Below are 13,688 nucleotides of genomic sequence, written 5' to 3'. Positions count from 1 at the left end.
GATCGGGGTGTCCGGCCCGATCTGAAGCGCTTCGCGGACCTCGTCGGGGGTGTAGGGCTGGTGTCCGTCGAAGCCGTTGAGGGCGATGACGAACGGCAGTCCGCTGTTCTCGAAGTAGTCGACCGCGGGGAAGCAGTCGGCGAGGCGGCGGGTGTCGACCAGCACCACCGCGCCGATGGCGCCGCGTACGAGGTCGTCCCACATGAACCAGAAGCGGTCCTGTCCGGGCGTACCGAACAGGTACAGGATCAGGTCCTGGTCCAGGGTGATGCGGCCGAAGTCCATGGCCACCGTGGTGGTGGTCTTGTCCCCGGTGTGCGTCAGGTCGTCGATGCCCGCCGAGGCGGACGTCATCACGGCTTCGGTACGCAGCGGATTGATCTCCGAAACGGCACCGACAAACGTGGTCTTACCCACGCCGAAGCCCCCTGCCACCACGATCTTCGCCGAGGTAGTGGAGCGGGCCGCTCCGCCGCTAGAGCTTGCGAAGTCCACTGAGCACCCTTTCGAGCAGTGTCACATCTGGCTGGCCGCCGGCGGACTCGTCGCCGCCGGGCTGGTGGATAGCGACGAGTCCGGCCTCAGCCAGGTCGGCTACGAGGATCCGGGCAACGCCGAGGGGGATCGAGAGCAAGGCCGAGATCTCAGCCACCGACTTGATCTCGATGCACAGCCGGCAGATCCGCTGGTGCTCGGGCAACTGCCCTTGCAGCCGGGACGGATCAGCCGTAGTACTGACCAACGCCTCAATGGCGAGTTGGTAGCGCGGTCGGGTCCGTCCACCTGTCATGGCGTACGGACGAACGAGCGGATTGTGCGCCGCGGGCGCCGCCGGCTCGGGGGCCCGCCGCGGCTGCACCGGCTGAATGCGGGGCTGCTGCGGGGAGTCGTACCGGTGCGGGCGCTGCGGCCGGTGGGGCTGCTGCGGCTGCTGCGGCCAGTCGGAGCCCTGGACGTGCTGGGGCTGCTGCGGCTGCCGGTATGGCTGATAAGGCTGCTGCGCGCCCTGTCTGCCGGGTGTGGAGGGGAAGCCGAAACCATTGTCCCCGTGCTCACCCGGAGTTCGCTGACCACCGTTGAACTGGTGCCCGCCTGGGGGTGTACCCACGATTCCTCCTCCGCCTGCCGGTCCCGATCCCAGTGGGTCCGCGCCACCGCACCCTATGGCGCGGTGACGCGAAACGCACTGTCTGTCTACTAGTTAAGAAGACTTCCCTGAAGCTCGGCACGGAGGTCCGGGGTGAGGACACTGCCGGCGCGATCGACCAGAAGGGCCATTTCGTACCCAACCAGGCCGATATCGGCGTCCGGGTGTGCGAGTACGGCCAACGAAGATCCATCGGAAACGGACATGATGAAGAGGAATCCTCGCTCCATCTCCACAACTGTCTGATTCACGGCGCCGCCCTCGAAGATCCGCGAGGCACCCGCGGTCAGCGAGGTCAGACCGGAGGCGACAGCCGCCAACTGGTCCGCACGGTCGCGCGGGAATCCCTCGGACATCGCCAGCAGGAGTCCGTCGGCGGAGACCACCACCGTGTGGGACACCCCAGGGGTGTTGTCCACGAAGTTGGTGATCAACCAGTTCAGATTCTGCGCCGCCTGGCTCATCGGGCTCACACTAACGCTCCTGGTTGTAGGTATTACTGGTGTCCGAACCCGCGTTACGTCCCCGCAGCACGCCACGTCGCAGGTTGCTCAACCTGCCACGCACGTCCTCCGGGGCGCGGGAGACCTGGGGGCCGCCCTGCTGGGTCTGTTCGGCCGTGCCCTCGACCAGATTGGCCTTGGGTACGCGCCGGGGAAGACCGGACGGGGTGACCCCGCCCGCCTTCGGCTCCCGGAGCTTCTCGGCCCGCTCCCAGCGCTCGTCGTTCGCCGAGCGCCAGTCCTCGGGACCGTTCTCGTCCGTTTGTGCGGGCGACGGCTGCCGCTGCGGCAGTTCCTCCTGCTGCTGCGGCGCCGGCTGCTCCGAGGCGGGCTGCTCGTTGCCGCGGCCGGTGGGCTGCCAGTGCTGCTGGCCGCCGCGGCGCGGCAGACCGGCATCGGTCAGCTCGTGGCCGGCGTTCGGGACAGGTCCCGAACGGTCGAAGCCTACGCGTTCCTGCGAAGGTGCGGGAGCGCTCGGAAGAGATTCCGGCCCGTCCTGCGCCACCGGCGCGAACGCGCCCTGGTACGTGCCCTGATCAGCCCACTCTTCCTGCTGGGGCTGGGCGGCGTACTGCCCGTCATACGCCTGTGCGGGTGCCTGGGGGGCCGCGTACTGCGTCTCCTGGTAGCCGTCCTGGCCGCCGCCGAAACCGGGCTGCCCGGCATAGCCGTTGTCACCCCGGTACGGGTCGTAGCCGCCTTCGTAGGAAGGCTGCTCGTACTGCTGCTCCTGCTGCCCGCCCGCCTGCGGCTCCTGGGTGTACGGGTCCGGAGCGTAGGCGGCCTCGCCGTACGGGGCCTCGGCGTACTGCTGCTGGGGCTCCTCCTGCTGCGGGAACGGCGGGCGCTCGCCACCGGTCTGGGCCTCCAGCGCCGCGCGGCGCTCCTCACGTATCAGCGAGCGGCCCACCGGGTCGAGCCGGCCGGAGTCCGCGGACGGCTCCTCGTAGCGCGAGTCGTCGAAGCCGAGCTCCGCCGCCGTACGCATCTGGGGCTGCAGCGGAGCCGCGTCGAACGCCTGCTGCTGCGGAATGATCGAGGAGACGGTGAAGTCGTCCTGCGCGGGGGCGCCGTCGCCGCCGCCACCGTGGGTGATCGCGTCCGGCAGCATGACCAGCGAGGTGGTCCCGGCCTGCTCGCCCGAGGGGCGCAGCTGGACCCGGATGCCGTGCCGGTCGGCGAGGCGGCCGACCACGAACAGGCCCATGCGCTGGGACACCGCGGCGTCCACCGTCGGCGGGTTGGCCAGCTTGTGGTTGATGTCGGCGAAGTCCTCGGCGGTGAGGCCGATGCCCTTGTCGTGGATCTCGATCATCACGCGGCTGTCGGGCAACCGGGTCGCGGTGACCCGCACCTTGGTCTGCGGCGAGGAGAACGTGGTGGCGTTCTCCAGGAGCTCGGCCAGCAGGTGCACGAGGTCGGTGACGGACTGGCCGTGGATCTCGGTCTCCGGCACGCCCGAGAGCTCGATGCGCTCGTAGGACTCCACCTCGGAGGAGGCGGCCCGCAGGACGTCCACGAGCGGAACCGGCTGGTTCCAGCGGCGGCCGGGCTCCTCGCCGGCGAGGACGAGGAGGTTCTCGCCGTTGCGCCGCATACGGGTCGCCAGGTGGTCCAGCCGGAAGAGGCTCTCCAGCTGGTCCGGGTCGGCCTCGTTGTTCTCCAGGTCGGTGATGAGGGTCAGCTGGCCCTCGATGAGCGACTGGTTGCGGCGCGAGAGGTTGGTGAAGATCGCGTTGACGTTGCCCCGCAGCATGGCCTGCTCGGCCGCGAGGCGGACCGCCTCGCGGTGCACCTGGTCGAAGGCGCGGGCGACCTCGCCGATCTCGTCCTGGCTGTTGATCGGGATCGGCTGGACACGGGTGTCCACCCGGCCCGGGTCGGTCCGCGAGAGCTGGTCGACGAGCGAGGGCAGCCGCTGCTCGGCGATGGAGAAGGCGGCCGTACGCAGCTGGCGCATCGAGCGGCTCATCTGGCGGGCCATGAGCCCGGCCAGGAGGAAGGCGGCCAGCAGGGCGATGATCACGATCGCGGCGTTGACGATGGCGTCGGTCCGGGCGCTGGAGGAGATCTCCGCGGCCTCGGTCACCGCCTTGTCGACGAGCTCGTCCTCGACCGTGGTGTAGCCGTCGAACTTCGCGGTGGCGGCGGCCATCCAGGTCTCGGGGGTGATCCCCTTGGCCTTGAGCTGCTTGGGGTCGTTGCCCTGCCCGATCTCCTGGGCCATGCCGTCGTAGACCGAGCCGTCGATGGTGGGCGGCGTCACGAACGGGGCACCGGCCGCGTCGGCCTGCTCCTTGGCGGCCTTGAGCTTCGCGGCACCCTCGGCCGCCTTGCCGGCCATGACCTTCTTCAGCCGGGCGGCGTCGGCCTCCGTACCTCCGGAGACGAATTCGCCGAGGGCGATCTGCTCCAGGTAGTTGTACGAGCCGAATGCCTTGACCTGGTCGTTGAACTTGCCGCTCTCCCGGCTCGGCCGCACCAGAAGGTGCATGCCGATGGAGCGCTGAAGCGATTCTGCAGCCTTGGCCAGCTCGATCGCGTAGACGGTACGGCCGTAACTGGTGATGTTTCCGGTGCCGAGGCCCAGCTCGTTGCAGAACTCCATCAGGGAGTGCTGGACCTGGGTGTATCCCTCTTCGGTCTTCACCGGGTCCATGGCAGCGGTGTAGGCGGCCTTGCGCAGCTCCGGGAGCTTGGGCTCCTCCAGCTTGAACAGCTTGAGGCGGCGCTCCAGCCCCTGCTTCCCGGGCATGTCCCCGACGGCCGCGTCGAACTTCTGAGCGGCTGCGTCGGTGGTGGCCCGGGCCTGGGTGACGACCTCGGAGTCGCGCTTGTTGGACAGCAGCGGCTGAGCGGTGAGGTCGCGCTCGTTGAGCAGCGCCTGCCCGTACTCGGCGGACGCGCGCACGATCAGCGCGGTCTTCTCGGCGTCCTGGGCCTCCTGCCAGGTGTCGAGCGAACCCTTCACCTGGAAGCCGCCCATGATCAGGCCGACCAGAACCGGGATCAGGAGGATCGCGTTCAGCCTGGTGGGCACCCGCCAGTTGCGCGGGGACAGCCGACTGGTGCTGCCACCGGCCGGTATCCCTTCGGACACATCGGCGGACGGCGCCACGGTGCGCGCCGGCGGGGTGAAGTTGCCCCGCTCGGCCTGCGCCGTCGCGCCCTCGTTGTTACGCCTCACTCGACCAACAACCTCTCGGCGTCGGCACCTACGCTGTGCCGTGTTCGTTCAGGGCCGTACTACTCGGGAGTTCGTCGAATTGCAGCACGGCTACCGGCCGCGTTCCAAACAGTCGGAATGTGCGATTCCGAGTGGCCCACACCTCAGATAAAACGGGCATAAAGAACGAGCCCCGCCAAAAGGCGGGGCTCATGTGAGCGCAGCGATACCGATCGTGCGCATCGGGTATTGACCGTGCGGTAATTCTCTTTCGAAACGTTATGAACACGGGGGTGGATCGTGTCAAAGGACACAGTCCACCCCCGCGTGGCTACGGCAATTGTCGTACGGCAATACCGACTTGTGCCTACTTGAGCCGCGCCATCAAAGCGTGCTCCACCAACGTGATCAGACCGCTCTTGGCGTCACCGCGGTGCCGCGCGTCGGTCGTGATGATCGGGGTGTCCGGCCCGATCTGAAGCGCTTCGCGGACCTCGTCGGGGGTGTAGGGCTGGTGTCCGTCGAAGCCGTTGAGGGCGATGACGAACGGCAGTCCGCTGTTCTCGAAGTAGTCGACCGCGGGGAAGCAGTCGGCGAGGCGGCGGGTGTCGACGAGGACGACGGCGCCGATGGCGCCGCGTACGAGGTCGTCCCACATGAACCAGAAGCGGTCCTGTCCGGGCGTACCGAAGAGGTACAGGATCAGGTCCTGGTCCAGGGTGATGCGGCCGAAGTCCATGGCCACCGTGGTGGTGGTCTTGCCGCCGGTGTGGGTCAGGTCGTCGATGCCCGCCGAGGCGGACGTCATCACGGCTTCGGTACGCAGCGGATTGATCTCCGAAACGGCACCGACAAACGTGGTCTTACCCACGCCGAATCCGCCCGCCACCACGATCTTCGCCGAGGTGGTGGCCCGGGCTGCACCGCCACTAGAGCTTGCGAAGTCCACTGAGCACCCTTTCGAGCAGTGTCACATCCGGCGCGCCGCCGGCCTCTCCGTTGCCCGGCTGGTGGATGGCCACCATGCCGGCTTCCGCCAGGTCCGCGACGAGGATCCGGGCCACACCGAGCGGCATCGACAGCAGGGCCGACACCTCGGCCACCGACTTGACCTCGCGGCACAGGTGGCAGATCCGCTGGTGCTCGGGGAGCAGTGTCCCCAGATGCGCCGGGTCGGCCGTGGTGCTGACCAGCGCCTCTATCGCTAGCTGGTAGCGCGGTCGGGTCCGTCCGCCGGTCATGGCGTACGGACGGACCAGCGGCTGGTCGCCTTCACCTTCGTACGACGCGCGGTTCAACGCGCCGTACGGATCGGGTGAGGCGGGTGGCGGGGTCATGAATCCTCCGGGCGTGACAGCAGGGTGTCGGCTTGCCGTCTGAAGGGGCCGGTGGGGGGCTGTAAGCGGCCGGACGGGCGAGTGATGAGTGCGGTACCTGGGCTAATCGTCTGTGTCACCGATTCACGGCCGCCTAGTGGAGCAGGCTGCCCTGCAGCTCGGCACGGAGGTCCGGAGTCAGGACAGTGCCCGCCCGGTCCACCAGCAGAGCCATTTCGTAGCCGACCAGACCGATGTCGGCGTCCGGATGGGCCAGTACGGCCAGTGAGGAGCCGTCCGAGATGGACATCAGGAAGAGGAATCCGCGTTCCATCTCCACCACGGTCTGGCTGACGGCGCCGCCCTCGAAGATCCGGGAGGCACCCGCGGTCAGCGAGGTCAGACCGGAGGCGACAGCCGCCAGCTGGTCGGCGCGGTCGCGCGGGAAACCTTCGGACATCGCCAGCAGCAGGCCGTCTGCGGAGACCACCACCGTGTGCGACACCCCGGGGGTGTTGTCCACGAAGTTGGTGATCAACCAGTTCAGATTCTGCGCGGCCTGACTCATCGGGCTCAACTAACGCTCCTGCTGGTGAGTGGGGCCGAGTGGGAAACTGCCGGTCGACGGGCCGTTGTTGGCCTGACGTCCCTGCTGGATGCCCCGGCGGAGATTGGTCAGCCGCCCGCGCACATCATCGGGCGCACGCGACACCTGGGGACCGGACTGGTGGTTCTGCTGCTGGGCGGTACCCGGCACCAGATTGGCACGCGGGACCCGGCGAGGCAGACCGGACGTAGTAATTCCGCCTGCTGCGGGCTTCTTCACCCGCTCCGCCTGCCGGACGAGTTCGTCGTTCGGCGAGGCACGCCAGGAGCTTGTGGCGCCCGTGTCACCGGCACCGCGACGCGGTGCGGCGGGAGCGGGACGCTCCTCGGCGGGCTGCTGGGGGAAACCGGGAGCCTGCGGCGCGGCGGGCGGCTGCTGGCCACCCTGCTGCGGACCGTGGAACCAGTTGGTCTCCAGCGTGTCGTACAACGGGGTACGGCCGTCGCCGGGACCGGCCGGCGGCAGCGCCTCGGGCTGAGGCTGCTGCGGCAGGACCGGCCGGTAGTCCGCGTTCGGAGCCGGCGCGACGGGCGGACGCGGGGCACCGAAGTCCCCGTTGTCGCGGTCCCGCTGGCGCGGCGCGGGCTGACCCTGGGCCTGTGCGGGCTGACCGAAGTCCGGGCGGGCGAACTGCGCGGTGCTCGCCGGGTCCGGTGCCTGCGGCGCGGGCCGCTGCTGCGGAGCCGGTGCCGAGAAGTCCGGGCGGGCGAACTCGGCGGTGGCGCCGGGTCCCTGACGGCTGTCCAGCGGCGGACGCGGGCTGAGCGGCGGCGGGTTAAGCGGCGGCGGGTTCAGCGGCCGCTGGAACTGGCCGCTGGTGTCGGGCTCCTCATGACCGCGGGGCGCGTCGAGCGGGGAGCGCCGCGGCGCGGACGGCTCCTCGTTGCTGCCCCAGCTGGTGGTCTGCGGACGCTGCGGCTGGGGGTTGCCACCCGGCAGTTCCGCACGCGGACCGCCGACCGGCGGCAGCTGGCGGTCGTTCTGACCGGGACCGCCGGGCTGCTGGAAACCGCCGCCCCGGCCGTCCTGCCGGGCCTGCTGCGGCTGAGGCGCGTGCCGGCCGGGACCGCTCTGCTCCGGACGCTTCTGGTCGAAGAGGCTGGGCTGGCCCGAGTCCGTACGGGCGCCGTCGCCCTGGCCGCGCGCACCGAGCCGGGCACCGCCGCCGAAGGCACCGGAGAGCCCGCCACCCTGACGCGGCGGCTCCGGGCGCGAGGCGTCCGGCTGCCGGCCCTGCGGACCGGTTCCGGCGCTCTGGAAGCCCGAGTTCTGCTGGCCGCCGGGCTGACCGGGCTGGCCCGGCTGGTTCGGCGGACGGCTCGAGCCGCCGTCGCGGGCCGGCAGGGCCGCACGCGGGCCGGAGCCCGCGCCGACCTGGCCGCGGGTGGCTCCGGGACCGGCGGCGAGCCGCCCGCCCGGGGCCGACGGGGTGCTCTCGAGACCGGTGCGGGGCGCGTTGCCACCGGCGAGGAGGCCGCCGGGGGCGGGGGACTGCTGGCCGGGCGCCTGCTTCGGAGCGGGCTGCTTACCGCCGTGCGCGACATCGACGGGGAGCATGACCAGTGCGGTCGTGCCACCGGAGTCGGACGGGCGCAGCTGGATGCGGATGCCGTGACGCAGCGACAGCCGGCCGACCACGAACAGACCCATGCGGCGCGAGACCGAGACGTCCACGGTGGGCGGCGACGCGAGCCGCTCGTTGATCGCCGCGAGGTCCTCGGGGGAGAGGCCGATGCCCGTGTCGTGGATCTCGACGAGCACCCGGCCGTCGGGCAGCGCGTGACCGGTGACCCGGACCTTCGTCTGCGGCGAGGAGAACGACGTGGCGTTCTCCAGCAGCTCGGCGAGGAGGTGCACGAGGTCGTTGACGACCCGGCCGGCGACCTCGGTTGCGGGCACCGCGGCCAGTTCGATGCGCTCGTACTGCTCCACCTCGGAGGCGGCGGCACGGAGCACGTCGACCAGCGGCACCGGACGGGTCCAGCGGCGGCCCGGCTCCTCGCCCGCGAGGACGAGGAGGTTCTCACCGTTACGGCGCATACGGGTCGCGAGGTGGTCGAGCTTGAAGAGCGAGGACAGCTGGTCCGGGTCGGCCTCGCGCGACTCCAGCTCCGAGATGAGCGAGAGCTGACGCTGGATGAGGCCCTGCGAACGGCGCGAGAGGTTGGTGAACATCGCGTTGACGTTGCCCCGGAGGAGGGCCTGCTCGGCGGCCAGACGGACGGCCTCGCGGTGCACGTCGTCGAACGCCGCGGCCACCTTGCCGATCTCGTCACGGGAGTGCACACCGACCGACTCGACGGAGGTGTCGACGTCCTGCGGGTCCGTCTCCGAGAGCTGCTTGACGAGCTCGGGCAGCCGGTCCTGGGCGACGCGGGTGGCGGTGTCCTGCAGCCGCCGCAGCGAACGGATCATGGACCGGGCGACGACGAAGGCGCCGACCAGCGAGACACCGAGCACGAGCAGGATGAGCGCACCGGAGATGATCGCTTCACGCTGGGACTCGTCGCGCAGCTCGCGCGCCTTGCCCTCCATGTCGCTGAGGAGCGTCTCCTCGATCTGCTTCATGGCCTGGATCTTGGTGGAGTCCTGGTCGTACCAGTCCATGTACGAACGGCGGGCGCCGGGGCTGCTGATGCCGTTCGTGTTGGTGAGGACCTTCTTGGCGTAGGTGTCCGCCGCCTTGATCTCGGGCTGGCCCTCGTCGAGCGTGGATGTCAGCTCGTCGGCGTTCTGGCCCGTGGTGGTGTAGATCGCCTCGAAGGAGCGGCGGGCCGCTTCCTCCTTGTTCAGGGCGGCCTCACCGAACTGCTGGTCGTTGCGGTCGAGGTGGGGCTGCTTGTCGTTGCCGCCCGGCAGTGCGGCGGCGATGATCGCGCGCTGGACCGACGCGTACTCCTTGGCGGAGGAGAAGGCCGCCAGGGCACGGGTCCGCTTGATCATCTCCGGGTTGCTGGTCGCCTGCGCCATGTCCTGGGAGAGGCTCAGCAGCGAGGCGATCAGCTGGCTGTAGGCGTCGACGGTCTGAAGACTCGGGCTGTCACCGGCGTAGGCCTGCTTGCGGATGTCGCGGATACTGCCGAGCTGCGCGGCGATCTGCTGGACGCTGGAGTGGATGCTCTCCAGGGCCTCGTCGCCCTCGGTGTCACCGATGTCGTTCGTCGCGCTGAAGAACGCCTTCTTCGCGCGGTCGGTCTTCTTCCGCGGCTCCGTGACCTTGAAGTCGTCCGCCGGCACCCCGTTGGACAGCGGGCCCGCCGACCGGTCGCGCTCCTCCTGGAGCGCCTGGGCCAGCGAGGTCGCCTGCTTCGTCATCCGGGTGAGCAGCTGCATGTGCTCCAGCTGCTGGATGTCGTTCATGGAGTCGTTGATACGGAGACCACCCAGCGTGGTCGCGGCGACCACGGGGAGGGCGAGCAGGGAGACCAGACGCGTGCTGATGCGCCAGTTGCGAAGAGCTACTCGTGATCCCGTGTTGACCGGACCCCGCGACTTGGGCGCGGAGACCGGATCGGACCCACCGCCCGTCGTGGAGCCGGGGCGCCGGTCGCGCTCGCTGTCGTCGCCGGCCGCGGCCGGTCCGGGGTTCTGGGCGTGCTGGGGCGAGGAACCGCGGTCGGTCCCGCCGCGCGGCTCCTGTTCCGCCGCAGCGCTGCCATCCCTCTTGAAACGTCCCTGCACTAGCGTCGCAACCTCTGGACCAGGCGTTCTCCCGTCATGGACGGAAGGAACGGTGTCGGCGTCGTGGGGCGTTGTACCGCCCCATGGTGGTCGTGAGTGACCGGCGCACTTCCCCTTCCCGCCGCCACTCGGCGCTGCGTAGCGCCCCTGCGCGCCGGCTTGAAACCCGCGGCGGTGCGTGGAATTCCAGCACAGTGCCGGATCTCCAACAAGGGCCAGGTACCGGGCTGTGACCTGCGTGACACGTTGTGATGACGGCGTAACAAGACGTGCAGACTGTTCGCGGTCATACCGGATGATTGCGGGTGAATCAGGTCGGTGAGACCGGTGTCCCAGTCGACATGATCAGGAGCGGAATGGTTGATTCAGTGCTGCAATGTCCGTTTCTTCCCGGCGTGCAAGCCGCCCGAATTGGCAGAATTGTCGGGCGCTTCGTGAGCAAACTCACAGGATGATCGCCGTCTCTTCCGGGCCTCCGGAGGGAATTGGATGTTTAGCCTGACGCTTTACAGGGATGGCAAAACCGACAACCGGCGCCCCTCCGGGTGGTGCCCCTACCGACAGGGTCCGTACGGCAGATGAAGACGACGATGATGTTCCGCAACATTGCCAACCCCCGGCGCACCACGCTGGCGCACCTCAAGGACGCCGAAGCGCTGCAGACGCCGGAGCGGCCGGAGCACGCGCTCGACCTGCCGACGCAGACGGCCAACCCGCGCCGCACGATCCTGATGACCGCCCCCGCGGCCGTCACCGCCGCCGCGGAGTAATCCCGCACGGCGTGGCCCCTCACCCGCGCCAGCGCCTCGCCCGGCGAGGTTTGCCCCGTCGCGCCGCCCGGCACGCACGCTCGCGGCGTTGCCGAAACGCCCACGTGGCTCCGCCACGAGGACGCCCCGGCGCCTTGGATCGCACGCACCGGACGACGCTCCTTTTGGGGCAAACCTCGCCGGGCGAGGCGCTAGCCTGGAGCGTCAGTCTTCAGCTACCCAGCAAGTGAGGGGCGACAGCAACCCGTGCGCATCGCCAGGTTCTCCATCGACGGCAATGTCGCCTTCGGCGCGGTCGAGGGCGACGGGCCCGATGGTCTCGTCCTCGACATCATCAAGGGCATCCCGTACGCCGACTTCGAGCTCTCCGGGACCAAGGTCCCGCTGAGCAAGGTCCGGCTGCTGCCGCCGGTGCTCCCCAACAAGGTCGTGGGCATCGGCCGCAACTACGCGGAGCACGCCGCGGAACTCGGCAACGAGGTCCCCGACGTCCCCGTCGCCTTCTTCAAGCCCACCACCTCGGTGATCGGCTCCGGCGACGCCATCGAGTACCCCTCCTTCTCCGAGGAGCTGCACCACGAGGCCGAGCTGGCCGTGGTCATCGGCCGGATGTGCCGAGAGGTGCCCCGGGAGCGGGTCAAGGACGTCATCTTCGGCTACACCTGCGCCAACGACGTCACCGCGCGCGACGCCCAGAAGCGCGAGAAGCAGTGGGCCAGGGCCAAGGGCTTCGACACCTCCTGCCCGCTGGGCCCCTGGGTGGAGACCGACCTCGACCCCAGTGACCTCGCCATCCAGGCCACCGTCAACGGCGAGCAACGTCAACTGGGCCGGACGAGCGAAATGATCCGCTCCATCGAGGACCTGGTCGTCCACATCACGGAAGCCATGACGCTGCTTCCGGGCGACGTGATCCTCACCGGGACTCCGGCAGGGGTCGGACCCCTCCACGTCGGCGACGAGGTCGCCGTCACCATCGAAGGCATCGGCACTCTCACCAACAAGGTGATCAAGCGTGGTTAACGCACCAGTCCGCGTACGTTTCTGTCCCTCCCCGACCGGCAACCCCCACGTGGGCCTGGTCCGGACAGCTCTCTTCAACTGGGCCTTCGCCCGGCACCACCAGGGCACCCTGGTCTTCCGCATCGAGGACACCGACGCGGCCCGCGACTCCGAGGAGTCGTACCAGCAGCTCCTCGACGCGATGCGCTGGCTCGGCCTCGACTGGGACGAGGGCCCCGAGGTCGGCGGCCCGCACGCCCCGTACCGCCAGTCCCAGCGCATGGACATCTACAAGGACGTCGCCGAGAAGCTCCTCGCCGCCGGCCACGCGTACCACTGCTACTGCACCACCGAGGAGCTCGACGCCCGCCGCGACGCCGCCCGCGCCGCCGGCAAGCCGTCGGGTTACGACGGCCACTGCCGCGATCTGAGCGACGCGCAGAAGGCCGCGTACGAGGACGGGGGCCGTACGTCCATCGTCCGCTTCCGGATGCCCGACGAGGCCCTCACCTTCACCGACCTGGTCCGCGGCGACATCACCGTCCAGCCGGAGAACGTGCCGGACTACGGCATCGTCCGTGCCAACGGCGCCCCGCTCTACACGCTGGTCAACCCGGTCGACGACGCGCTGATGGAGATCACCCACGTCCTGCGCGGCGAGGACCTGCTCTCCTCCACCCCGCGCCAGATCGCCCTGTACGCGGCGCTCACCGAGCTGGGCATCGCCAAGCAGACCCCGCAGTTCGGCCATCTGCCGTACGTCATGGGGGAGGGCAACAAGAAGCTCTCCAAGCGCGACCCGCAGGCCTCGCTCAACCTCTACCGCGAGCGCGGCTTCCTGCGCGAGGGGCTGCTCAACTACCTCTCGCTGCTCGGCTGGTCGATCGCCGAGGACCGGGACATCTTCGACATCGACGAGATGGTCGCGGCGTTCGACATCAAGGACGTCAACGCCAACCCGGCCCGTTTCGACCTCAAGAAGTGCGAGCACATCAACGCCGAGCACATCCGCAAGCTGGATGTGAAGACGTTCACCGAGGCGTGCGGCCCCTGGCTGCAGGCCCCGTTCGCCCCCTGGGCCCCGGAGGCCTTCGACGCGGACGTGTTCGCGGAGATCGCCCCGCACGCCCAGACCCGGGTCACGGTCCTCTCCGAGATCACGGCCAACGTCGACTTCCTCTTCCTCGACGAGCCGGCGACCGACGAGGCGTCCTGGGCCAAGGCGATGAAGGAGGGCTCCGACGCCCTGCTCGTCACGGCCCGCGCCAAGCTGATCGCCGCCGAGTGGAACGCGGAGGCCCTGAAGGCCGCCATCCTCGCCGCCGGCGAGGAGCACGGCCTGAAGCTCGGCAAGGCGCAGGCCCCGGTCCGCGTCGCCGTCACCGGCCGCACGATCGGCCTGCCGCTCTTCGAGTCCCTGGAGATCCTGGGCCGCGAGCGCACCATCGCCCGGATCGACGCGGCGCTGGCGAAGCTGACCGCGTAACGCCGGAGAC

11 protein-coding genes are annotated in these 13,688 nt (G+C 69.6%); 3 read left to right on the top strand and 8 right to left on the bottom strand.

Annotated elements, in window-relative coordinates; genetic code table 11:
• From JGS39_RS23275 to JGS39_RS23240, 8 genes are all read right to left on the bottom strand, one after another.
• Positions 1–495 (bottom strand): GTP-binding protein (locus JGS39_RS23275; protein ID WP_219571318.1); only part of this gene is annotated, 495 nt, incomplete at its 3' end.
• Positions 476–1,108 (bottom strand): DUF742 domain-containing protein, encoded by a 633-nt coding sequence (locus JGS39_RS23270; RefSeq protein WP_219571317.1) that lies wholly within the window; start codon positions 1,106–1,108, stop codon positions 476–478. The genes JGS39_RS23270 and JGS39_RS23275, both read right to left, overlap by 20 nt.
• An 89-nt stretch (positions 1,109–1,197) precedes the next feature.
• Positions 1,198–1,611 (bottom strand): roadblock/LC7 domain-containing protein, encoded by a 414-nt coding sequence (locus JGS39_RS23265; protein WP_018551717.1) that lies wholly within the window; start codon positions 1,609–1,611, stop codon positions 1,198–1,200.
• A 10-nt stretch (positions 1,612–1,621) separates the two neighbouring features.
• Positions 1,622–4,837, bottom strand: a complete 3,216-nt coding sequence (locus tag JGS39_RS23260) for a nitrate- and nitrite sensing domain-containing protein (RefSeq protein ID WP_219571316.1) — start codon at positions 4,835–4,837, stop codon at positions 1,622–1,624.
• Positions 4,838–5,183: 346 nt separating this feature from the next.
• A complete protein-coding gene (locus JGS39_RS23255; protein WP_073738725.1) occupies positions 5,184–5,765 on the bottom strand; it encodes a GTP-binding protein in 582 nt (193 codons plus the stop codon).
• Positions 5,746–6,153, bottom strand: a complete 408-nt coding sequence (locus JGS39_RS23250) for a DUF742 domain-containing protein (RefSeq protein WP_148021032.1) — start codon at positions 6,151–6,153, stop codon at positions 5,746–5,748. The genes JGS39_RS23255 and JGS39_RS23250 overlap by 20 nt, the downstream gene beginning before the upstream one ends.
• A 133-nt stretch (positions 6,154–6,286) precedes the next feature.
• Positions 6,287–6,700, bottom strand: coding sequence for a roadblock/LC7 domain-containing protein (locus tag JGS39_RS23245; protein WP_006127850.1), 414 nt, complete (start codon positions 6,698–6,700; stop codon positions 6,287–6,289).
• 9 nt (positions 6,701–6,709) lie between these two features.
• A complete protein-coding gene (locus tag JGS39_RS23240) occupies positions 6,710–10,420 on the bottom strand; it encodes a nitrate- and nitrite sensing domain-containing protein (protein ID WP_219571315.1) in 3,711 nt (1,236 codons plus the stop codon).
• 578 nt (positions 10,421–10,998) lie between these two features.
• On the opposite strand from JGS39_RS23240, the gene JGS39_RS23235 reads away from it, so the two are divergent.
• From JGS39_RS23235 to gltX, 3 genes are all read left to right on the top strand, one after another.
• Positions 10,999–11,190, top strand: coding sequence for a hypothetical protein (locus tag JGS39_RS23235; protein ID WP_219571314.1), 192 nt, complete (start codon positions 10,999–11,001; stop codon positions 11,188–11,190).
• A 246-nt stretch (positions 11,191–11,436) separates the two neighbouring features.
• On the top strand, positions 11,437–12,213 hold the full coding sequence (locus JGS39_RS23230; protein WP_219571313.1) for a fumarylacetoacetate hydrolase family protein: 777 nt from the start codon (positions 11,437–11,439) through the stop codon (positions 12,211–12,213).
• Positions 12,206–13,678 (top strand): glutamate--tRNA ligase, encoded by a 1,473-nt coding sequence (gene gltX, locus JGS39_RS23225; RefSeq protein ID WP_219571312.1) that lies wholly within the window; start codon positions 12,206–12,208, stop codon positions 13,676–13,678. The genes JGS39_RS23230 and gltX overlap by 8 nt, the downstream gene beginning before the upstream one ends.
• The last annotated feature ends 10 nt before the right edge of the window (positions 13,679–13,688 follow it).

It is taken from the genome of Streptomyces poriferorum (assembly GCF_019399235.1).
In the GTDB taxonomy this organism is placed as follows: domain Bacteria; phylum Actinomycetota; class Actinomycetes; order Streptomycetales; family Streptomycetaceae; genus Streptomyces; species Streptomyces poriferorum.
Note: the sequence above shows the minus strand (reverse complement) of the source record. Positions and strands in the feature narration are given on the sequence as shown.